The organism is Helicobacter sp. MIT 14-3879, assembly GCF_003364125.1.
In genome coordinates this window covers 69,567-91,585 of sequence record NZ_NXLP01000002.1, presented here as the reverse complement: position 1 = coordinate 91,585, position 22,019 = coordinate 69,567, and the positions used below count along the sequence as shown (strand labels likewise).

Annotated in this window: 22 protein-coding genes; 5 read left to right on the top strand and 17 right to left on the bottom strand. The window is 28.9% G+C overall.

Annotation, left to right across the window (positions count from 1 at the left end):
• The first annotated feature begins 9 nt into the window (after nucleotides 1–9).
• Nucleotides 10–1,338 carry a DNA repair protein RadA gene (gene radA / locus CQA44_RS01830; protein ID WP_115545573.1) on the top strand — a complete coding sequence of 443 codons (1,329 nt, stop codon included), beginning with the start codon at nucleotides 10–12 and terminating at the stop codon, nucleotides 1,336–1,338.
• 4 nt (nucleotides 1,339–1,342) lie between these two features.
• Nucleotides 1,343–2,176, top strand: coding sequence for an outer membrane beta-barrel protein (locus tag CQA44_RS01825; protein ID WP_115545572.1), 834 nt, complete (start codon nucleotides 1,343–1,345; stop codon nucleotides 2,174–2,176).
• A 43-nt stretch (nucleotides 2,177–2,219) separates the two neighbouring features.
• Here CQA44_RS01825 and CQA44_RS01820 read toward each other — a convergent pair whose 3' ends face one another.
• The 17 genes from CQA44_RS01820 to rsmA form a co-directional block, all read right to left on the bottom strand.
• Entirely contained in the window at nucleotides 2,220–2,816 is a 597-nt protein-coding gene (locus CQA44_RS01820; protein WP_115545571.1) for a peroxiredoxin, read from the bottom strand.
• Nucleotides 2,817–2,938: 122 nt separating this feature from the next.
• Nucleotides 2,939–3,898, bottom strand: coding sequence for an NAD(P)-binding domain-containing protein (locus CQA44_RS01815; RefSeq protein ID WP_115545570.1), 960 nt, complete (start codon nucleotides 3,896–3,898; stop codon nucleotides 2,939–2,941).
• Nucleotides 3,885–4,088, bottom strand: coding sequence for a cbb3-type cytochrome oxidase assembly protein CcoS (ccoS, locus tag CQA44_RS01810; protein ID WP_115545569.1), 204 nt, complete (start codon nucleotides 4,086–4,088; stop codon nucleotides 3,885–3,887). The genes CQA44_RS01815 and ccoS overlap by 14 nt, the downstream gene beginning before the upstream one ends.
• Entirely contained in the window at nucleotides 4,088–6,661 is a 2,574-nt protein-coding gene (gene alaS, locus CQA44_RS01805) for an alanine--tRNA ligase (RefSeq protein ID WP_115545568.1), read from the bottom strand. Before alaS ends, ccoS begins: the two co-directional genes overlap by 1 nt.
• A gap of 119 nt (nucleotides 6,662–6,780) precedes the next feature.
• On the bottom strand, nucleotides 6,781–7,272 hold the full coding sequence (locus tag CQA44_RS01800; protein ID WP_115545567.1) for a methylated-DNA--[protein]-cysteine S-methyltransferase: 492 nt from the start codon (nucleotides 7,270–7,272) through the stop codon (nucleotides 6,781–6,783).
• A gap of 107 nt (nucleotides 7,273–7,379) precedes the next feature.
• Nucleotides 7,380–8,801, bottom strand: a complete 1,422-nt coding sequence (locus CQA44_RS01795) for a Do family serine endopeptidase (RefSeq protein WP_147289744.1) — start codon at nucleotides 8,799–8,801, stop codon at nucleotides 7,380–7,382.
• Between the two features lie 124 nt (nucleotides 8,802–8,925).
• Nucleotides 8,926–9,603, bottom strand: a complete 678-nt coding sequence (locus CQA44_RS01790) for a YggS family pyridoxal phosphate-dependent enzyme (RefSeq protein WP_115545565.1) — start codon at nucleotides 9,601–9,603, stop codon at nucleotides 8,926–8,928.
• Nucleotides 9,604–9,621: 18 nt separating this feature from the next.
• Nucleotides 9,622–10,683 (bottom strand): RIP metalloprotease RseP, encoded by a 1,062-nt coding sequence (gene rseP, locus CQA44_RS01785; RefSeq protein ID WP_115545564.1) that lies wholly within the window; start codon nucleotides 10,681–10,683, stop codon nucleotides 9,622–9,624.
• 3 nt (nucleotides 10,684–10,686) lie between these two features.
• Nucleotides 10,687–11,238, bottom strand: coding sequence for a CDP-diacylglycerol--glycerol-3-phosphate 3-phosphatidyltransferase (gene pgsA, locus CQA44_RS01780; protein WP_115545563.1), 552 nt, complete (start codon nucleotides 11,236–11,238; stop codon nucleotides 10,687–10,689).
• The gene (locus tag CQA44_RS01775) at nucleotides 11,238–12,008 is read right to left on the bottom strand and encodes an enoyl-ACP reductase (RefSeq protein WP_408941371.1); all 771 of its coding nucleotides are present in this window, start codon (nucleotides 12,006–12,008) and stop codon (nucleotides 11,238–11,240) included. The genes pgsA and CQA44_RS01775 overlap by 1 nt, the downstream gene beginning before the upstream one ends.
• A 23-nt stretch (nucleotides 12,009–12,031) precedes the next feature.
• On the bottom strand, nucleotides 12,032–12,922 hold the full coding sequence (gene dapA, locus CQA44_RS01770; protein ID WP_115545561.1) for a 4-hydroxy-tetrahydrodipicolinate synthase: 891 nt from the start codon (nucleotides 12,920–12,922) through the stop codon (nucleotides 12,032–12,034).
• 12 nt (nucleotides 12,923–12,934) lie between these two features.
• Nucleotides 12,935–14,203 carry a pitrilysin family protein gene (locus tag CQA44_RS01765; protein ID WP_115545742.1) on the bottom strand — a complete coding sequence of 423 codons (1,269 nt, stop codon included), beginning with the start codon at nucleotides 14,201–14,203 and terminating at the stop codon, nucleotides 12,935–12,937.
• 32 nt (nucleotides 14,204–14,235) lie between these two features.
• Entirely contained in the window at nucleotides 14,236–15,294 is a 1,059-nt protein-coding gene (locus CQA44_RS01760; RefSeq protein WP_115545560.1) for a quinone-dependent dihydroorotate dehydrogenase, read from the bottom strand.
• Nucleotides 15,294–15,533 (bottom strand): DUF2443 family protein, encoded by a 240-nt coding sequence (locus tag CQA44_RS01755; protein ID WP_115545559.1) that lies wholly within the window; start codon nucleotides 15,531–15,533, stop codon nucleotides 15,294–15,296. Before CQA44_RS01755 ends, CQA44_RS01760 begins: the two co-directional genes overlap by 1 nt.
• 132 nt (nucleotides 15,534–15,665) lie before the next feature.
• A complete protein-coding gene (locus CQA44_RS01750; protein ID WP_115545558.1) occupies nucleotides 15,666–16,628 on the bottom strand; it encodes a KpsF/GutQ family sugar-phosphate isomerase in 963 nt (320 codons plus the stop codon).
• Between the two features lie 10 nt (nucleotides 16,629–16,638).
• Nucleotides 16,639–18,564 (bottom strand): ribonuclease J, encoded by a 1,926-nt coding sequence (locus CQA44_RS01745; RefSeq protein ID WP_115545557.1) that lies wholly within the window; start codon nucleotides 18,562–18,564, stop codon nucleotides 16,639–16,641.
• A complete protein-coding gene (rsmA, locus tag CQA44_RS01740) occupies nucleotides 18,546–19,355 on the bottom strand; it encodes a 16S rRNA (adenine(1518)-N(6)/adenine(1519)-N(6))-dimethyltransferase RsmA (RefSeq protein ID WP_115545556.1) in 810 nt (269 codons plus the stop codon). Before rsmA ends, CQA44_RS01745 begins: the two co-directional genes overlap by 19 nt.
• 116 nt (nucleotides 19,356–19,471) lie before the next feature.
• Here rsmA and hisF point away from each other — a divergent pair, with 116 nt between their 5' ends.
• From hisF to rlmN, 3 genes are read left to right on the top strand one after another with little or no spacing between them, the layout of a single operon-like run.
• Entirely contained in the window at nucleotides 19,472–20,251 is a 780-nt protein-coding gene (gene hisF / locus CQA44_RS01735) for an imidazole glycerol phosphate synthase subunit HisF (RefSeq protein ID WP_258864871.1), read from the top strand.
• A 23-nt stretch (nucleotides 20,252–20,274) separates the two neighbouring features.
• Nucleotides 20,275–20,850: a purine-nucleoside phosphorylase gene (locus CQA44_RS01730; RefSeq protein ID WP_115545554.1), complete on the top strand. Its 576-nt coding sequence runs from the start codon at nucleotides 20,275–20,277 to the stop codon at nucleotides 20,848–20,850.
• Complete coding sequence (rlmN, locus tag CQA44_RS01725) at nucleotides 20,834–21,916, top strand: 23S rRNA (adenine(2503)-C(2))-methyltransferase RlmN (protein ID WP_115545553.1); 1,083 nt, start codon at nucleotides 20,834–20,836, stop codon at nucleotides 21,914–21,916. Before CQA44_RS01730 ends, rlmN begins: the two co-directional genes overlap by 17 nt.
• Nucleotides 21,917–22,019 lie beyond the last annotated feature (103 nt).

The window sequence follows — 22,019 nt, the reverse complement described above, 5'->3', positions numbered from 1 at the left end:
AGGTAATTTGTGGCAAAAAAACAAACTATATTTGAATGCCAACATTGTGGCACACAAAATACAAAATGGATTGGTAAATGCCCTAATTGTAACTCTTGGGATAGCTTTATTGAAATTAAACTAAAGAATTTAGTATCAATAAATCCAAAATATACCACAAATAATAAAGCCCTAGCTTTGAATGAAGTAGAAGTTTCTAAAATAGAATACTTTAGCTCAAAAGAAATAGAATTTGATATAGTTTTAGGCGGTGGGATAGTCTTGGGTGGATTGTATTTAATAGGAGGTAGTCCGGGTGTTGGAAAATCTACTCTTTTATTAAAAACTTCGCTAAACTTAGCAAAAGAAAAATCCATTCTTTATGTAAGTGGTGAAGAAAACCCTACTCAAATTCGCTTAAGAGCAGAAAGATTAGGAAAAATTGAAAATAATCTATTTTTGCTTAATTCAATAGAATTAGAAGATATTGAAGAGAGTTTAAAAACACAGAAATATCAAATATGTGTTATAGATAGTATTCAAACTATGTTTAGCAATGCAATTAGTTCTGCACCTGGAAGCGTATCTCAAGTAAGAGAATGCACATTTTTGTTGCTTAGGCTTGCAAAGGAATTACAAATTAGTATTTTTATAATTGGGCATATTACCAAAGAAGGTTCTATTGCTGGTCCTAGAATCTTAGAACATATGGTAGATTGTGTATTGTATTTTGAGGGAGATCCATCAAAGGAGCTTAGGATATTACGTAGCTTTAAGAATCGCTTTGGAGCAACAAATGAAGTAGGTATATTTGAAATGGGACAAAATGGATTAATAAGTGCAAAAAATACTTCAAAAATGTTTTTTAACCAAAGAGATTCTATGGCAGGAAGTGCGATTAGTGTGGTCTTAGAAGGGAGCAGACCCATTATACTTGAAGTTCAAGCTTTAGTCAGTGAGAGTAATTTTCCTAAACGCTCTGCCACAGGCTTTGAAATAAATAGATTAAATATGCTCTTAGCTTTATTAGAACGTAAATTAGATTTTCCTTTTGCTAGATATGATGTATTTATTAATATAGTTGGTGGAATGAAAGTCAATGAAACAGCTGTGGATTTAGCAATAATTGCTGCAATAATATCTTCATATCGTAATCGCCCATTAAATAATAAAAGTGCATTTATAGGAGAAGTAAGCTTAATTGGTGATATTAGAGAAATTAGCAATATTGACTTAAGACTAAAAGAGTTAGCCTCTTATGGATTTAATAATGCAATAATCCCTAAAAAAACAAAAAATAATTATGGCTTAAAAATCTTTGAAGTATCCGATGTAACTAAGATTTTACAATGGATGTAAATTTATGAATAAAATTATATTAATATTTATTCTTATATTTTCTTCTATATATGCAGAAAATGAAGATACTAGAGCAAAAAGGATTACAAAAGAGCAACCCACAAAAAAACTACAACAAAAAGAGCAAACAACAAATAAAAAAACTACTACAAAAAGGATAAATAGAAGAAATATATCAAGTAAAGATAGACGAAAAAGTGTATTAACTACAAACAAAAACAATATAGGTTATAGAAATATCACCATATCAAATATATATAAACAAAATGAGGAATCTATTAAATTTTTTATTGGTGGTAATTTTGGAATAGATATATCTGCATTAAAATACTCTTATGAGAACTTAAACACATCTACTTTAAAAACAACTAGATCAGCTTCAGCTAGCTTTGGTTTTAAGGGAGGGATATTGAGTGAAGAAAAATATCTAGGTGGGAGATTCTATGCTGAAGGCTCATATATAAAAATTCCAAAATTTCATATTTTAACAATGGGTTTAAATATAGATTTATTAATAAATTATTATCAAAGTAGAAAGTGGAGCTTAGGACTTTTTCTTGGATTAGGAGGCGGAATGCATATAGCAATGTTTGCAGATGATGAGCTAAAAAATAATGGAAAAGTTCCTTTAAGCCCAATAGGATGGGTAAATATAGGATTAGTTAGATTTATATATAGAAGTCATAGTTTTGAATTCTCATTTAGGTATCCATATATATTTGCTTCAATTTATAAAGATTCTGCTACAAAAAATATAAATGGGGTATTACAAAATCAAACAATAGGATATAAGTTTAAATCAGATACATTGTTATTTAGTTATGTTTATAATTTTTAATTATACGGAAATTTATTAGATTCTTTTAGAATCTAATAAAAAACTATAATTTACTTGCATTTTGTGATAAGTATTCAGCTACACCTTTTGCATCTGCTTTCATACCCTTATCGCCTTTATTCCAGCCAGCAGGACAAACTTCTCCATTTTCTTCAAAGAAAAGAAGTGCATCAACCATTCTTAAAGTTTCATCTACATTTCTTCCAAGTGGCAAATCATTAATTGTAGAATGACGAATAACTTTATTTCTATCAATCAAAAAAGTTCCCCTTAATGCAACTGCACCATTAAATAAAACATCATAATCTCTTGAAATTGACTTTGTAATATCTGATACAATAGCAAATCCAACCTCACCTATACCACCCTGATTTACAGGAGTTTTTGTCCACGCAAAGTGAACTTCCTTAGAATCAATAGAAATACCAATAAGATTAATTCCTCTATCATTAAATTCTTTAATCCTATTATGAAATGCAATTATTTCTGATGGACATACAAAAGTAAAATCCTTTGGCCAAAAGAATAAAACTGCCCCATTTTTACCAATATTTTTATATAATTCAAAGTTATCATCAAATGTTCCATCTGCTTTTAATGCCTCTGCAACGAAATTTGGTGCTTGTTTTGTAACTAACATCATAATCTCCTAAATATTTATTATATTAATTTCTCCATTTTAAAATTTAAAGAGAACGCAGGATTCTACAAAAGCTAATATTATAAAAAGCTTTAATTTTAACTTATTGTTAATAATAAAAATTATTGTTTTATTCTATTATTTATCTCTGTTATTATATCAAAACCATTATTTAGTGCAGATGCAATAGAACCCCCAGACTTAAAGAGCAAATCTCCTGCCACAAAAATATTTTTCACAGAACTTTCACAAGAAGCATTAACGATAGGCACACCTGTAGAATCTAGCTCTAAATTACATTTCTTAAGAAAATCAACAGGAGCTACTCCACCTATGGCATAAACTATCTTATCAAATATTTCGCTACTACCATCTTTAAAATTTACCTTTGGCTTTCCATTGCTAGAGTCTAAACTCTCTATATCAATTGCTAATTTTGTTTTTAACTTACCAGATTCTATACTTTTATCAAGTAATTCCTTATTTATTTGGTTAATTCTGCTAAATTCTGCTTTACGATAATTTAACATAACATTATTTTTCTCTGCTAAGAAGTAGGCATATTCAACTGCTGAATTTCCACCACCTACGATTAAAACCTTTTCATTTTGATTAATTGAATTTGCATTAAAAAATACTTTATTGCGAATCTCAAGAGGAATTGGATAACTCGGCTTATTGGGAACACCCATTTTACCTATTGATATAACTACAAATTTAGCTTTTACCTCATCCCCTCCTGTTGTGCGAAGTGTAAAAATATCTCCATCTTTTGAAATATTATCAATTTCTATTTTAAACCTAACATCAATATTATTTGTTGCTAAAATTTTATCAAATAAATCAAGGGTGCTTTCTTTTGTCCCGTCCATAAAATAAATATTTCCATTTAAGTCAATTTTTTGCCCCTTATAGTCTTTATCAACTCTCTTATTATCTTTATAAAATTTTCTAATTGTAGTTGAATGATTCTCGCCTTTTTCAAATAAAATTACATCATCAATCTTTAATATCACACTCTCAACAGCTGCTGCTATACCACCTGGACCTCCGCCTACAATAGCAATATTATAAATTTTCATTTTTCTCCTTTTTTAAATCATTTTTATAAGCATCATTTAATTCATCTACATCATCAATTAAAAGACCATGTGTAAATTTCTTTTCATCATCAAATTGACCACTTCTAAGTCCCCAAATAAATGCAATTAGCCCAAGTAAGCCTATTAGAATAGATACACCAAGCATTATAGCAACCATTCCATCATTCATTAAGTTTCCTTTATAAATGATAGGGCGTATTCTCTAGCTAGCTTTAAAGAATCTTCAACCTTATCTGCGTATTTTCCGCCAGCTGTGGCAAAGTCATCTCTACCACCACCTCCTCCTCCTATAATTTCACAAACTTTTTTTATCCAGTTATCTGCTTTTAAACTTGAAATTCCCTTCACTCCAGCACCAATATTAATCTTTCCATTATCATTAGTAATTAGTAAAATAGCAACCTTTTGATTGTCTTTTTTTACCTCATCAATGGTTGTTTTAATATTAACTAATGGCGAGGTCTCTGCAATCAAAAGTTTAATATCTCCAATTATTTCAAAATTTAAACTCTTTAATCCATTTCCTTCATCAGTCTTACTTTTTAAATCTTTTAATTTTTGTATAGAATCTTTTAACTTTTGAACACCACTTAAAATATCTTGTGTTTTTAGTGTCTCTTTTAAAGAGTAATTTAAATGTAAATTATCTCTAGTATATTCATATCCAGCCTTCCCACAAACTGCCTCAATCCTTCTTACACCACTTGAAATCCCAGATTCTTTTGTAATATAAAAATTACCAATAAAAGCTGTATTGCTAATATGAATTCCACCACATAATTCACAACTTACATCTCCAAAGCTAATAACCCTAACAATATCTCCATACTTTTCACCAAAAAGAGCCATAGCACCACGACTTTTCGCCTTATCTAATGGGAGAAATTCTATCTTTATAGGCAACTGCGATAATATCATCTTATTAACTTCAAGCTCAATTAAGTCTAACTCATCTTTAGTTATTTGTTTTGGGTGTGTAATATCAAACCTGAGACGATTAGATTCTACTAAACTCCCTGCTTGAGAAATGTGTGAACCTAAAATTTTCCTTAAGCTTGAATGGAGCAAATGTGTGGCACTATGGTGCTTTGCAATTTCTACTCTATTTTTATCAACTACCGCGTCAATAACATTTCCAACTTTTAAAGGAGTATTTGTGCTAACCTCACTAATATTTAAACCAAAATACTTCTTTGTATAAATAACACTAGCAACTTTTTTATTATTTATAAAAATCTCTCCACTATCACCAACAGGACCACCTCCTTCAGCATAAAAAGGAGTAGAGTCTAAAAATACATAGCCATCTCCATCAAGCCTATCTACCCTTTTATAATTAATATCAAGTAATGCTAAAATCTTACTTTTTGATTTATCATTATCATAGCCTATAAATTTATTTTCACCAAATTCTTCTAAAAGGCTAGAGAAATCTCCAGATTTTATATCATCTCCACTGCCTTTCCACGCTCTTTTTGCACGCTCTTTTTGCTGCTGCATACAAGCATTAAAAGTTTTTAAATCAACTTGAATATTCTTATCTTTTAACATATCCTGTGTTAAATCAAGTGGGAAACCATAAGTATCATATAGCTTAAATGCTACTTCACCACTAAAAACACTACTTGACCTTACGAATTCTTTTTGAAAAATATCCATCCCAGATTCTATTGTAAGCAAAAACCTATCTTCTTCTAAACGACATTGTTCAATAATGGCTCCTCTTTTATCATTTAAATATGTATAATGATGGGATAAATTATCACATACAGCAGGAATTAATTTATACAAAAATGCCTCTTTTAAGCCAAGTAAATATCCATGTCTCATAGCTCTACGCAAGATTCTACGAAGAACATAGCCTCTTCCTTCTTTGTCAAAATTTACCCCTTGTGCTAAGAGAAAAACTATACTTCTAATATGATCTGCGATTACTCTATGAGATGCTTTAAATTCATCATTATAAGGTTTATTTGTTATATTTACACACTCATTAATAAGAGGCATAAAAATACTAGTATCAAAGTTATTTCGCTTACCCTCTAATAAAGCAACTACTCTCTCTAATCCCATACCCGTATCAATGCTAGGTTTTGGCAGAGGTTTTAAATTACCACTTTCATCTCTTTCATATTGCATAAAAACTAGATTCCAAATCTCTAAAAATCTATCACCATCACCACCAAAATAATCTTCATTAGAATTAAAATATTTGTTTCCTTGGTCAATATAAATCTCACTGCAAGGACCACAGGGTCCAATATCTCCCATTTGCCAAAAGTTATCCTTATCTCCTAACATTTTAATTCTAGATTCATCAATAAATTTTTTCCATATACTTAATGCTTCATCATCACTTGTGTGAATACTTATATAAATCTTACTCTTAGGAAACCCAAGCTCTTTTATGACAAAATCCCAAGCATACTTTATAGCCTCTTCTTTAAAATAATCTCCAAATGAAAAATTGCCTAACATTTCAAAAAGGGTATGATGTCTTGCTGTGTATCCAACATTTTCTAAATCATTATGCTTACCTCCTGCACGAATACAAAGCTGTGAACTAGCCGCCTTAGTATTGGTAGGAGGTGGTATTTTACCTGTAAAAATATCCTTGAATTGCACCATTCCTGCATTTGTAAATAATAATGTAGGGTCATCTGGCACAAGAGGCATACTATCATAAATATAATGTTCATTATTCTGAAAATATTTTAAAAACTTATCTCTTATATCAATCATTTAAACTTCTTTAATATTCCTAAATTAAGGTTAAGCATTCTACAAAAATGCACTTAAAAATATAATAATTTTTAGGCAATAATATTTAAGTAAATATATTTTGCAAAACTTTATATAAATCATATACTTTTAGTAGCATTCTCTATATTTAAAAGCTTTAATTTATTTTCCAATCCACCTGCATATCCAACTAGAGAACCATCACTGCCTATAACTCTATGACAAGGAATTATAATTGATATTGGATTCTTACTAACTGCATTCCCCACTGCTTGTGATGACATTTTATCAATATTTCTTTTCTTGGCAATAATATTTGCAACCTCTTTATAGCTTATAGTCTTTCCATAAGGAATTTCTTTTAAAACCTCCCAAACAGAAAGTCTAAAAGGAGTAGAATCTAATGAAATCTTTGGAGTAAAATCTGGAATCTTACCTCTAAAATAGATATTAAGCCAATCTTTAGCTTGCTTAAAAATGTAAATATTAGATTCTTCTTTAAAAACAACATCATGAAAAAGCCTACTAAAATGAGAATAAAAATAAAGCCCAACTAGGCTATTACTATCACTAAGCAAAACTAAATCTTTAAAAGTAGTTTTATATAACATCTTTCTATCAAGGTTAATAATAAACTTAAAAAACTCTATACTTAAATAAATCTAATATTTTTCATCATTTTTAAAATATGTTTTGATTCTAACTACTAGAGCATAGTTTATTTTAAAACTAGAGTATTTACTCCGCTGCTTTGATAAACAAGCACTCTTTTATTAACATTCTTGTATTTTTTCATAGCATTATTAAAATCATTTACATTATTAATCTTTATATCTTCAATCTGTGATATTATATCGCCCTCTTCAAAACCTGCTTTAGCGGCACTACTATTTTCTGCTACACTACTTACTATTACTCCACTAAAATTATTTGGGATTCTATACATTTGTCGAATCTGATTTGTCAAATTTTCAACTACAATGCCACTATTTTGAGATGTTTTAGCATCATTATTTGCTTTATTATTGCTACCATATTTCAAATTATCTTTTGATTTATCTAACTTAACTTTAGTAGTATATTCCTTCTTATCACGTATATATCGAACCTCTACTACATCATTTGGACTAAATTGTCCTATTGTGTTTTTTAAATCCGATGCAGAAGATATCGGTTTATTATTTACTGCTATAATTAAGTCCCATACTTTTAAACCAGCTTTAGCTGCTGCCGAATTACTATCAAGGCTAACTAAAACAGCACCAATTTTACCATTATAAAGATTTGAAAGATTATCAGTTACATCTTGGATTCCAACTCCTAAAAATCCTCTCTCAATACTTCCCTTTTCAATTAGAGTTTTTGTTATTTTTTGAACCATATCAGAAGGTATTGCAAAACCTATACCGTGATTACCGCCTGTGCGTGATAATATCGCTGTATTAATGCCTATTAAAGCACCTCTACTATCTACTAAAGCACCACCAGAATTTCCGGGATTAATGCTTGCATCAGTTTGAATAAAATTCTCATAATCATTTATTCCAACATCACTTTTATCTAACGCAGATATAATTCCTTGAGTTACACTTTCACCTACACCAAAAGGATTTCCTATGGCAAACACTATATCACCAACCATTAATTCATTACTATTACCTATCTTTGCATAAGGTAAATTTGTTTGATTAATTTTAATAACTGCAATATCACTTCTTGGATCTTTACCTATAATCTTTGCTTCATACTCTTTTTTAGAATTATTGGGTAAAGATACTAAAATCTTATCTGCACCATCAATTACATGATTATTTGTAACAATATATCCATCTTTTGAAATAATAACTCCGCTACCTAAACTGCGTTCAACTCTATCTTTTGGCATATTTTTATATAAATCCCCAAAAAATTGCTGGAAAAATGGGTCATTAAACATAGGGTTATTTACAATGCTATTTGAAACTTTTTTTTGTGTAGATATATTAACAACACTCTGTTTTACTTCACTAATAGCTTCATTATATGAATGTATTACACCATTTACACCGCTTGGATTCTGCCTTTTTGTAATACTTGGTGCTTCTTCAAAATTAAATGCAATAGCCAAAAATGGAATAATTAATAAATATAATAATTTCATCATCTCAATCCTTATCTTTCCTTGTAATATTTTGGATAAAATTATATATCAATATATGTAAATTATTGGCATATTTTTTATGTATAAAATCTTAACATTGAACTAAAATATCTATTTAGAAAGCTTAACCGTTAAATATATTACTTCCTATACGAAGCATATTTGCACCATTTGCAATAGCAATTTTATAATCATTACTCATTCCACAAGACATAATCTCTGCACCACAAGATTGTAAATTATCAAAAATATCTCTTACCTTTTTAAAACAAGAATCTATTAGCTTAGTATCAGCAGTATTTGCCCCTATACTCATCACCCCTTTTAACTTTATATTTGGACAAGATTCTACAATCTCCTTATAAGATTCTACTGCAATTTCAATATCAAAACCACTTTTACTATCCTCTTTGGAACTATTTAATTGCAATAAACAATTTAAGAATTGATTATTATTTTCTAATCTTTTTTGTAAGGCAGTGGCTAATTTTATTGAATCTAGGGCTTGAAATAAAAATGGTTTTATCTCTAAGAGATGATTTATTTTATTTTCTTGTAAAGTGCCTATCATATGCCACTCTATTGGTAAATTATTAACTTGAGTGCTTTTAGTCTTTAAATCTTGGACTTTATTTTCACCAAATGCCCTATGTCCTACATTATATAAAGCTATTATTTGCTCTAATGAAGCATATTTTGATACAGCAATTAACTTTATTATTTGATGAGATGAGTATTTTAGACGCTCTATTTCTATACTTTCAATCAATTTTGTTAGATTATTTTTTAAAGATTCTTCCATAATAACCCCTGCTTAAATTTAAGGTGTTTTAGTTGCAATTCTTGAAATATCATTATATATTCCAAGTGCCATTAAACATAGTAATAAAACCCACCCAAAAATAGTTAATCTATATAACACATTTTCATTCAAAGGCTTTTTTACAATCCACTCATAAATACAAAAAATTATATGCCCTCCATCAAGTGCTGGAATAGGGAATAAATTTAAAACTCCAAGATTAATTGAAATTAATGCAGTAATACCAAAAAGTGCTATAATACCGCTATCTGTGGCTTGAGAAATAATTTGAACTATTGCTATTGGTCCACCAAGCTCACTTGTGGGCAAGATTCCTATGATTAACTTTTGAATACTTAATAATATCATTTTCCCTGAATAAATAGTTTCATTAAATGCAAATGGAATTAACTCGCTAACTTTATATGTAACTTTACCAATTTCACCTTTAGCTTTTATGCCAATAAAACTTTGCTTAATATCCTCACCAAATATATTTTTACTATCTTTTATCTTAGGAGTTAGTGTAACTTGTAAAATTTCTCTATTACGTTCAAAAGTAATCAATAGTGGTTTATTTTTATTACTCACATAATCAGAAATATCTCGCCAAATTTTAATATCTTTATCATCAATTTTTAGGATTTTATCATCCTTTGTAAATCCTGCGGACATAGCAGGAGAATCTTGCATAGTTTCCCCTATAACAGGGAGAAGTGAGTTTATTCCTAATACTCCAATAACTATATATAATAAAAATGCTAACATAATATTTGCTCCACTTCCAGCAAACAAAATACATATTTTTTTCCAAGGAGCTTTTGTATTGAAACTATCATCATCTCTATTTTGTAAAGTTGGATTTAAATCATCCTGTCCTTTCATTTTTACATAGCCACCAAGAGGAATTGCTGATATAGCATACTCCGTATTACCTATCGTTTTTTTTATAAGCTTTTTACCAAAACCTATGCTAAATACCTCAACTCTAACACCAAATAATCTTGCTATTAAAAAATGTCCTAATTCGTGAAAAAAAATTAAAAATGATAAAACTAAAATTGATATTAATAACCACATAATCTACTCTTTATAATATGCTCTTATATAATCATACCCAGAATACAAGGTAACAAAAACTGCACACCACAATAAAAACATTCCACCCGGAAACAAATCTGCCAATAAAAATGCTATTGCCGCAATTTGAAACCCTACTTTATATTTACCAAGATTTCTAGCTGCTACATTTTTGCCATTACTTGCCGCCATTACCCTTAGTCCTGTAATAAAAAATTCTCTACTTAATATTAGAAATACAGCCCAAGGATTAGCCCTATCTAAAATGAGAAGACCAATAAAACCACCAAGAACAAGCATTTTATCCGCTAGAGGGTCAAAAACTTCCCCAAACCTTGTCTTTACATTATAATGCCTTGCAATATATCCATCAAAAAAATCAGTTAAACTAGCTATGCAAAATATAAGTGATGCTGCATAATTTATCCAAGAACAATCTAACCAAAAAGGTTTTAAATCTACTCCATGTATAATTATTATAAGCATAATTATAGCTAGGATTATTCTAACTATGGTTAAAATATTTGGTAAATTTCTAGTAAAGGATAAAGCCATTATTTAAATGTAGTTCCACCATCAATAACTATTGTTTGCCCTGTGATCCAAGAGCTTTGTGTTTCATCACATAAGAAAAATGCTGCACCTGCTAAATCCTCTGGAGTTCCCATTCTATTTAGCGGAGATTGTTCTTCTACTTTTTGTTTTACAATATCATAATCAGGAAATGCTCTAAGAGCATCTGTATCAATAGGACCACCGCTAACTGCATTAACTCGAATCTTAAACTCACCTAACTCCTGTGCTGCATATTTTACCATTGTTTCAACAGCATTCTTAGAGTTCCCGTGCCCTGCATAGTTTGGCATATATACTAGATTGCCTGTTGAGCTTAAGCTTATTATTGTCCCACCACCATTTTCTTTCATTCTTTTTGCTGCCTCTTGAGCTCCCACTACAAATGCTAAAACTGTTGCTGTATAAATATTATTCAATCCTTTTGGTTTTAATCTCATAAATGGTGCAAACCCTCCTGCAACACTCTTACCATAAATGATTGCATTTGATATAAAAAAATTAATGCTATTAAAATCTTCATCAATTTTTTTAAATAATTCAACATATTGCTCTACCTCAAGAACATTTAAGGGATATGCTTTTGCTTTTATTTGATACTTACTCTCTATATCTGCAATTATTTTATTAGCCTCTTCCTCATTTTTATTATAAGTAAAAGCTATATTAACACCATTTTGTGCAAACTTATACAAAATTGCCTTTCCTATTCCCCTAGTAGCACCACTAATAACTAATGTTTTACCCTTCATATATTCTCTTGTATTACTTAAATTCATTCTTTCACCTCATATTTTTGTAATATATTTTCAAGCAAAGCTATATTTTCCTTCTTCATAGGGCTTAATGGAAGTCTAAACTCTAGACTATCAATCAATCCACATAAAAACATTGCAGTTTTAATAGGTATTGGGTTAGTTTCACAAAATAAAACCTTATTAATCTCAAAAAGTTCTATACTTTCCTTTAGACATTCATTTTGTTTATTTTCATTTGCATATTTTACTAAATTTACAATTCTATCTGGCAACAAGTTTCCTGTTACAGATATTACGCCGCAACCACCACTTGATAAAATTGGTTGATTAATAGAATCTTCTCCACTTAAAACCTTAAAATCTTTGATTTTTGATTTTATTTCAACCACTCTTTCAATATCACCACTAGCCTCTTTAACACCATATATATTTTTATTTACTTCATTTAGCCTTTTCATTGTGCTAACTTCTATACTAACTCCTGTGCGAGAAGGTATATTATAAAGCAAAACTGGTATATCAATAGAATTTGCTATTGATATAAAATGCTGATATAAGCCTTCTTGTGTTGGCTTATTATAATATGGGGTTACACATAAAATACCATCAGCTCCAGATTTTTGTGCAAATTGTGCTAATTCTATTGCCTCTCTTGTAGAATTACTTCCAGCTCCTGCTAAAACCTTTGTTCCTGTATTTTTACATACATCAACTGCTACTTTAATACAATCCATATGTTCTTTATGGCTTAAAGTAGTAGATTCTCCTGTTGTGCCAGTAGGAACGCAAGCATCCATTTTATATTTAATTTGTCTCTTTATAATCTTTTCATAACTTACAAAATCAATCTTATCATTTTTAAATGGAGTAATTAACGCACTCATAGCACCAATAATTTCTTCTTTCATACTAAGTCCTAGTTATTTCCTTAAAAATATAGTAGTTGAAGTTTCACTTGTAAAATACTTATTAGCAACTTTTACCACATCATCTTTTGTTATTTTATCAAAATTGTATTCATATTCTAATAATGGTTGAATATTTCCCATTGCAAAATATTCTCCATATAAAGATGCTACTTGAGAGCTATTCTCTAATCCATATATAAAATCTGCCTTTATATTAATCTTCGCTTTTAGTAACTCTTTTTCACTAATATTACCATTTTTAATACTTTCTATTTGCTTAAGCATAGATTCTTGTAAGGTTTCTGCTTTGATATTCTCATTTCCACTTGCCATAAATATAAATAATCCATCATCTTTTAGTTCCATGTTATAGGCATATACACTCTGTGCAATTTTTTCTTTATTTATCATATTTTCTACTAGAATTGAACTTTTACCATTACTTAAAATATTGCTTAAAATAGAAAGAGTAATTTGATCTTTATGCTCAAAATTTGGAATCTTAAAAGCTAGGGCATATAATTCTAATTCTTGATTTTCTCTTTTAATTTCTATAAATCTTTTATCATTTTGTTTTGGCTCTATTGTATGAAAACTAGGAATTTTTGATTTATTTTTAATTTTATTAAAATATTTTTTTGCACTATCAAAAACTACTTTAGATTCCACATCACCAGCTACGACTATAATTGCATTTTGTGGCTGATAATATGTATTATAAAAATCCCTTATATCTTCTATATTCCAAGATTTTATATCCTCCATAAATCCTATTGGCGTCCAATGATATGGATGATAAATATATGCTGTATTAAAAAGCCTAAAATAAAGATAACCCATAGGATTATTATCAGTCCTCCATAATCTTTCTTCGCTTACAACATTTCGCTCTGTTTGAAACTCAGAATCTTTGAGTGAGAGGTTTTGCATCATTTCAGAAAAAAGTTCTAATATTTTATCTAAGTTAGAAACATTTGACTTTACAAAATATCTAGTATAGTCAAAACCTGTTGAAGCATTTGTGTTACCACCAAATCGCTTAACTATATTATCAAATTCACCACTTTTCAATTTCTTTGTGCTTTTAAAATTCATATGTTCTAACATATGTGCTATACCACTTTTACCTAATATTTCATTCCTACTTCCAACTTTATAAAAAATATTTACATCAACTACTTTACTATCATTTTTCATAGGAATTACTACCACCTTAAGCCCATTGTCTAAATTTATCTCATCATATTTATATAAAGAACTACTTAAAACATAACTACTCATAAAAATTACTCCAAAAAATATAAACTTTAATCTCAACGCAATCCCTTTCCAATAGCTTCAGAAATGGATTTAAATCCATCTTCTTCTAATCTATTTAATATTATTTGATTTATATCTTTAATTATGCTTGGTCCTTCAAAAATCATACCTGAATACACTTGAACTAGAGATGCACCTAATTTAATGCGTTCATAAGCTTCATCACCATCATTAATACCACCAACTGATATTAAAATAGTCTTACCAAATAAATTTTCACTTAAGATTTGAAAAATCTCTCTTGATTTTTTCTTTAATGCTTCTCCACTAATACCACCAAAATCTTTTGCATTCTTAAGAAGAGAGTAATCAATAGTAGTATTTGTAGCAATAATTCCGTTAGCACCATTATTTATTGCACACTCACAAACATCTAACATATAATCTATGCTCATATCAGGAGAAATCTTTAAAAAAATAGGCTTATCTGTTTGTTTTCTCAACTCTTGCATTAAAACTTTTACAAACTCTTCATTTTGTAAGTCTCGTAAGTTAGGAGTATTTGGTGATGAAAGATTTATTGTAAAATAATCTCCTAAACCCCTAAAACTACTAACTAATTTTTTATAATCAAACAATACTTTTTCTTGTTCTGTAATTTTATTTTTACCAATATTTACGCCAAGAGGCAATATAAAAGGATATATCCTAGCAAATCGCCTTGATATTACTTTTGCACCATCATTGTTAAAGCCCATTGCATTTTGTATGCTATTTTCTTCTACAAATCGAAAAATTCTAGGTTTTGGATTGCCATCTTGTGGTTTTGGCGTAATAGTTCCTATTTCAATAAAGCCAAAGCCAAGAGATGAAAGCCCTTTTATCATAGTAGCATTTTTATCAAAACCGGCAGCAAGTCCAGTTGGATTATAAAAATTAAGCCCAAGTATATTTTGTCTTAGCCTCTCATCAAAAAAGCAAAATCTATTTACCATATTCTCTAATACTAAAGGCATTGCTTGTGCTAACATAAGCAATTTCTCCGCTACTGTATGCATATTTTCAGGATCAAATTTAAAAAGATAAGGTCTTATTGTCTTATACATTGGCATTAAAACACTAAGTATTCTTTTTTTACTTTAACCAATTCATCAATTTTAGCTTTTAGCTTATTTACATAAGAATCAATTTGCTCTAACTTCCAAATCTCTATATGTTCTGGATAATCCATACTGCCTCGTTTAATCATTACATAATCTAAAAAGCTAATTTTATGCATAGAAAGTAAAATCCTAATTTCCTCTTCGCAGTCTTCAATATCTTTTATTATAGCATTTATCTTATCAAACATAGCATATCCAAAATTTGAGTTAAGTTTAAAAGCCTACCATAACTTTCATAAAAATATCATTTTGTAAAATACAAGAAATGAGTCTTTGTCTAAAAACTTAAATATTTTATCTATTAAGCTATTAAGCTTCTATTATTTAATACCTGCTTCTACTAATTTATGAATATGAATTAAACCTCTAATTGAATTGTCTTTATCTGTTATTACTAAAGCTTGAATCTTATTATCTTCTATAAATCTTAATACATCATAAGCTAATATATTTTCATCATTACATACTTTAGGGTTTAGTGTTGCAAAATTAATAGCCTTTTGCTCTAAACTAAAATCATCTCTTATAATTGCTCGTCTTAAATCACCATCACTTAATATTCCAACTAATTTATTGGATTCTGCTATTAACACACTTCCTAATTTTCCATTAGTCATTACTATAATTGCATCTTTCATTGTTGTATCTTTAGAAATAATAGGGATATTTGAAGTTTGCATTAAATCTTTAATTTTTACAAAAAGTCTCTTTCCTAAACTCCCGCCTGGGTGAAATAAAGCAAAATCATCTTCCTTAAAACCTCTTCTCTTCATAAGACATATAGCTAGTGCATCTCCAAGCACCAAAGTTAACGTTGTAGATGAGGTAGGGGCAACATTCAAAGGACAGGCTTCTTTACTAACACTAATGTCTATAAAATAATCACCCATTTTTGAGATTGTGCTATTTTTATTTTTTGTCATAGTAATAATTTTTTTACAAAGCCTTTTTAAATGAGGCATTATATTTATAATCTCTTCACTCTCACCACTATAACTTATTACAAGGGCTATATCATCTTTACATATCATTCCTAAATCACCGTGCATAGCATCTGTTGGGTGGATAAAAAAACTAGGAGTTCCTGTGCTAGCAAAGGTGGCTGCCATCTTTGCACCAATTAATCCACTTTTTCCAACCCCAATAATAATAAGTCTAGAATCTGAAGAATAAATTAATTCTATAATATCTCTAAAAGATTTAGAATCTAGATTATTACAAGCATTTAGCAACTCTTTTGCTTCAACCTCTAAAACTTCCTTTGCTATTGCTCTAAAATCCATTTCACCTAACCTATATAAAATAAATATTTATAATAATCGTTGGATATCGCTTAAATTTCTTAAATGCTAGTTTTCGTAAATGAAGTTTTAAGTTTCCTTCTAAATTCTTACTTATAGTTTCTGGCTTTGCTGTTGATATATAAAGACTGATTGCATTTTCTAATTCTTTTGTAAAGTATTTATCATCTAACCCTAAAATTTGCATTTTTAAATCAAACTTCAAAGTATCTTTATAAAGCTGCATTGCTATCACTATAAGCCCATCATTTGCTAACTTTTGTCTATCTAAAACAGTTAAATTATCAATGATTTTATCTGCGTGATTATCTATAAACAATTTACCTGTTTTTACACTCTTAATTTTTTTCATATATGTTGGGCATACTTCAATTTGATCGCCATCTTCCATTAAAATAATATTTTTTTCTAAAACTCCACATTTTATAGCTGTATCTTTATGTTTAGCTAAGTGATTATATTCTCCGTGAACTGGTAAGAAAAATTTTGGTTTGATTAATCTTAGCATTAACTTTTGCTCTTCTTGTGCTGCATGCCCACTTACGTGAATCTCACTAAAATCTTGATAAGCCACCTTTGCTCCAGATTTCATTAAAAAATTAATAACTTTTGATACATTACCCTCATTACCAGGAATTGGCTTTGCAGAAAGTATAATTGTATCTGTTGATTTAATTTTAATATGTCTATGTTCATCTGTCGCCATTCTATACAATGCACTCATAGTCTCACCTTGAGAACCAGTAGTTACGATTAACACTTCATTATCAGCATATTTTTCAACTTCGTGTGCTTCTATAAAAACATTTTGAGGAATATGAATATAGCCTAATTGTCGTGCAATTTCTAGATTCTTCTCCATTGAACGTCCAATAACGCAAATTTTTCTATTAAATTTTATACCATAGCTTATAGCTTGATAAACGCGATGAATATTTGAGCTAAAAGTGCTCATAATAATTCTATCATTTGTATTTTTAAAAACATTTTCGAAAGATGGTCCAACGCTAGATTCACTTGGTGTATATCCTTGACGATGAGAATTAGTAGAATCACTAAGCAAGAGCATAACCCCTTGCTCACCATAATATGCTAGACGATGTAAGTCTGTTGGAAAGTTATCAACAGGAGTATGGTCTATTTTAAAATCACCTGTATGGAAAATTAATCCTGCAGATGTTTTAATAGCAAGAGCTGAAGCATCTATTACAGAGTGTGTAATATGAATCCACTCTATTTCAAAATCACCTATTCTAATTGGCTTTCTTTTTTCTACAATTCTAAATAAAGAGCGATATTTTTTAAGCCCACATTCATCAAATTTATTACCTATCATTCCAAGTGGAAGAGGTGTGCCATATATAGGAAATTGAAGCTGTTTATACAAATGAGGAACTGCTCCTATGTGATCTTCATGTGCGTGAGTAATAATAAGCCCTACTATTTTGTCTTTTATTGCATAAAGGTAGCTAAAATCTGGCACTAAAATATCAACTCCGTGCATGTCAGCCTCTGGAAAGCTCATTCCAGCATCAATTATTATTGCAGAATTTTGACTCTCAATTATAGTTATATTGCCACCAATTTCACCAAGCCCTCCAAGAGGAGTTATGCGAATCTTAGCTTTTGTGTTTAAATCTAATTTATAATGAGGGTTTAGAGTATTTTTATGATTTTTATTATTTAATTCAACTACCTTTTTTAAATCCTTATGAAGTCCTAAATTAGACTTCTCATTTAATCCTGTATCAACATTGCTTACTCCATCTTCAAAGCTATTACTTTCAGCTTTATTTTCATTAAAAATTTCTTTTTTAATTTTAGGTTTCCATTTTTTAAAATATTTTTTTTCTTTTACTCTATCTATATTTTCTATATTATTTTCTACTTTGGTTTTATCTATATTATCTCCTTCCATTTTTCCTCCTTTATAATATTAAAAATTTGGTGATATTGAAGTGTATTTATTTGATGTGCTCTAGCATTATTAGATATATTTAATTTATTTAATATTTCATCTAAATTTTGTATATGAGATAAATTCTTAATTACTTTTTTTCTAGGTGAACAAAAAGCCTTTTTTATCATAGACTCAAATTCATTATCTATATAATTATTATTTTTACTTATAGCAAAAATTGTAGATTCTACCTTTGGTATAGGGCTAAAGGCATTTGGTGGAACTAAAGCTATCTTGCTAACACTTTTGCTTATGCTTTCAGTAATAATGCTAATAGCACAAAAACTGCTATCATTAAATTTGGCACAAAACTTATCAGCAACCTCTCTTTGTGTCATTACTATCATTCCTCTACATAATTTATCTCTTAATACATTTAAAATAATCTTGGTAGCTATATAATATGGTAGATTTGATACCAAAATATATTCTTTATTATGCAACCAACCATTGTTATTAAATGGTATTGATAAAACATCTTTATTGTATAACTTAAGCCTAGGAAATCTATCTTTTAAATATAAATATAATTCACTATCTATCTCATAGGCTATTAAACTAAAACAATCTAATATCTTTATACTTAAATCACCCAATCCAGGTCCAATTTCAACAACATCTAATTCTATATTAGATTCTGCTTCTATTTCTTTTTTGAGAATGGACATAGATTCGATGATCTTATTTAAATAAAATTCATCTTTTAAGAAATTTTGCCCAAACTTCTTCTTTGCTCTAAAAGCCTCTATAAGAACGCTCCTAATTTAATTACACTTGAATATAATTTCATAAGATATTTGTAGATTCTATCTTTTTTTAGATAAAATATCAATAACTACAAGATAAGGCTAAGATGGAAATTTATATGGGATTTAAAAATAATTTGACATTTCGTATTATCCCCTGCCTTGATGTTAAAAATGGGCAAGTTGTAAAGGGAATAAACTTCATAGATTTAGCAAATATTGGTTCTCCTGTGGAAATTGCAAAAAAATATAATGATGAAGGTGCAGATGAAATTATTTTTCTTGATATTACTGCAAGCAATGAAAATAGAAATACTACAATTGATATGGTAAAAATTGTATCAAAGGAAATTTTCATTCCTTTTGCAGTTGGTGGAGGAATAAGAAATCTTAATGATATTTACAATCTTTTAAATGCAGGTTGTGATAAAGTTAGTATAAATTCTTCAGCTATTAAGAATCCAAGCTTAATAGAAGAAGGAGCAAAAAGATTTGGCTCCCAATGTATAATAGTAGCAATAGATGTAAAAAGAAACCATAATTTAAAACAATCAAATTGGAATGTTTTCATAAATGGTGGTAGAGTAGATACAAAAATACAATATAAGCAATGGGTTAAAGAGGTTGAGAGCAGGGGAGCTGGAGAAATCCTACTAACAAGTATGGATAATGATGGTACAAAGAATGGCTATGACAATGAACTTCTATCTTGGAGTGCTGAAAACATTAAACTTCCATTAATTGCAAGTGGTGGTGCTGGAACTATGGAACATATTAAAGATGCTTATATTAATGGTGCGGATGCTGCTCTAGCTGCAAGCATATTTCATTATAAAGAAATAGATATAATGAAACTAAAGGAATACTTATTAAACCAAAATATTCCTGTTAGAATCTAAATTACACTCTTAAGGTGATTGTTATGTATATATGTGCTAGAGGTGAAAATTTTAGCTTTGCAAAAGAAATTGGTGTTGGTTTAATTGATAGTGCAATAGAACTAACTTCATTAATAATAAAAGAATCTCCAAAAGAACTTATATTTATAGGTAGTGCTGGAAGTTATAGTAAAGATATTAATATGTTTGATATTTTCATTAGCAATACCGCCACACAAATAGAATCTTCTTTTATCAATGCAGACTCATATACCCCAATAGAAAATAAAATAGAAATTGTTTCATATGAAACATCTAATAATGATATTGATAAATTTAGTCAAAATAAAGATAAAAACATTATTATAAATAGTAGTAATTATATAAATATTAATGAAACCAATGCTAAAAAATTTCAAAATGCTGGCATATTACTAGAAAATATGGAGTTTTATAGTATTTTAAAAGTAGCAAATTATTTTAAGATTCCTACTCTTGGAATCTTTTGTATAACAAATTATTGTGATAGAAATGCTCACAGTGATTTTATAAAAAACCATAAAAAAGCAAAAGAAAAGATAGAAAATTATATTAAGATACAACATGGAAAATATTTTTGATTATAACCTTGATGAAATAAAAGAGCTATTAACGCCATCTTTTAGAGCAAAACAAATATGGCATTGGCTATATGCAAAATATGAAAATGATTTTAACATGATGATAAATATTCCAAAAGATATGAGAATAAAATTAAATACAAAATTTAATGCGAAAAATTTAGAAATTAAAGATATTCAAGTTAGTTCTGATGGAACTAAAAAATATTTATTTGAAACATTTGATAATCAAACCTTTGAATCAGTGCTTATTAAAATGCGTGATAAACAAAATGATGATAAAGGCAATATTATTAGTTCTGAAAAATATACCATTTGTGTTTCTTCTCAAATTGGATGTAAAATTGGTTGTAGATTCTGCAGGACTGCAGAAGATGGATTTAAACGCAATCTTAGTGCTGGTGAGATAGTAGAGCAAGTTGTCGCTATCAAGAAAGATAATAATATTCTACCACAAAAGCGAGTAAATATTGTATATATGGGTATGGGTGAGCCACTTGACAATTTTGACAACCTAATTAAAGCAATTAAAATCATATCTCATATTGATGGACTATCTATCTCTACGCGTCGTCAAACAATCTCAACAAGTGGCATCTCGCCTATGATAAACGCATTAGGTGAGCTAAATATAGGAGTTGGACTTGCTATATCACTTCATGCTGTAAATAATGAAACTAGAAATAAATTAATGCCAATTAATAAAACATATAATATAGAAAGTATAATTGAGAGTGTTAGAAACTTTCCTATTGATGCTAGAAAAAGAGTAATGTTTGAATACTTAATGATAAAAAATATTAATGATGATTTAAAAAATGCAAAAGACTTACTAAAGCTTATAAATGGAATAAATGTAAAAATAAATATTATACTTTTTAATCCATATGAAAATAGTAAATTCCAAAGACCAGATATAGAGACTGCTAAAAAATTTGTTGACTTTTTGATTTCAAAAGGGCAACTTGCAACAATTAGAGAATCTAAAGGTATAGATATCGATGCGGCTTGTGGTCAGCTAAAGTATAAGAAAGAAAAATTAAAACATAAAAATAGTTTCACATGAAACATAAAAGGAATGCTATGTTATTAGATTATCTTTTATTCATATTTTTAAGCATTGTGTTTTTGGCAGGATTAATCTCATTTTTAATCTATGCTTATAAAAA

Bases quoted from the DNA above. Each gene is read 5' to 3' on its own strand.
- CQA44_RS01825 (WP_115545572.1), top strand. From the start codon at position 1,343: ATGAATAAAATTATATTAATATTTATTCTTATATTTTCTTCTATATAT.
- ccoS (WP_115545569.1), bottom strand. From the start codon at position 4,088: ATGAATGATGGAATGGTTGCTATAATGCTTGGTGTATCTATTCTAATA.
- CQA44_RS01750 (WP_115545558.1), bottom strand. From the start codon at position 16,628: ATGGATTTTAGAGCAATAGCAAAGGAAGTTTTAGAGGTTGAAGCAAAA.
- CQA44_RS01790 (WP_115545565.1), bottom strand. From the start codon at position 9,603: ATGGAAGAATCTTTAAAAAATAATCTAACAAAATTGATTGAAAGTATA.
- rseP (WP_115545564.1), bottom strand. From the start codon at position 10,683: ATGTGGTTATTAATATCAATTTTAGTTTTATCATTTTTAATTTTTTTT.
- CQA44_RS01760 (WP_115545560.1), bottom strand. From the start codon at position 15,294: ATGCCAATGTATAAGACAATAAGACCTTATCTTTTTAAATTTGATCCT.
- CQA44_RS01815 (WP_115545570.1), bottom strand. From the start codon at position 3,898: ATGAAAATTTATAATATTGCTATTGTAGGCGGAGGTCCAGGTGGTATA.
- CQA44_RS01755 (WP_115545559.1), bottom strand. From the start codon at position 15,533: ATGTTTGATAAGATAAATGCTATAATAAAAGATATTGAAGACTGCGAA.
- rlmN (WP_115545553.1), top strand. From the start codon at position 20,834: ATGGAAAATATTTTTGATTATAACCTTGATGAAATAAAAGAGCTATTA.
- CQA44_RS01745 (WP_115545557.1), bottom strand. From the start codon at position 18,564: ATGGAAGGAGATAATATAGATAAAACCAAAGTAGAAAATAATATAGAA.
- pgsA (WP_115545563.1), bottom strand. From the start codon at position 11,238: ATGGCTTTATCCTTTACTAGAAATTTACCAAATATTTTAACCATAGTT.
- CQA44_RS01800 (WP_115545567.1), bottom strand. From the start codon at position 7,272: ATGTTATATAAAACTACTTTTAAAGATTTAGTTTTGCTTAGTGATAGT.
- CQA44_RS01820 (WP_115545571.1), bottom strand. From the start codon at position 2,816: ATGTTAGTTACAAAACAAGCACCAAATTTCGTTGCAGAGGCATTAAAA.
- CQA44_RS01730 (WP_115545554.1), top strand. From the start codon at position 20,275: ATGTATATATGTGCTAGAGGTGAAAATTTTAGCTTTGCAAAAGAAATT.
- hisF (WP_258864871.1), top strand. From the start codon at position 19,472: ATGGGATTTAAAAATAATTTGACATTTCGTATTATCCCCTGCCTTGAT.
- CQA44_RS01765 (WP_115545742.1), bottom strand. From the start codon at position 14,203: ATGAGTAGTTATGTTTTAAGTAGTTCTTTATATAAATATGATGAGATA.
- CQA44_RS01795 (WP_147289744.1), bottom strand. From the start codon at position 8,801: ATGAAATTATTATATTTATTAATTATTCCATTTTTGGCTATTGCATTT.
- dapA (WP_115545561.1), bottom strand. From the start codon at position 12,922: ATGAAAGAAGAAATTATTGGTGCTATGAGTGCGTTAATTACTCCATTT.
- CQA44_RS01775 (WP_408941371.1), bottom strand. From the start codon at position 12,008: ATGAAGGGTAAAACATTAGTTATTAGTGGTGCTACTAGGGGAATAGGA.
- alaS (WP_115545568.1), bottom strand. From the start codon at position 6,661: ATGATTGATATAAGAGATAAGTTTTTAAAATATTTTCAGAATAATGAA.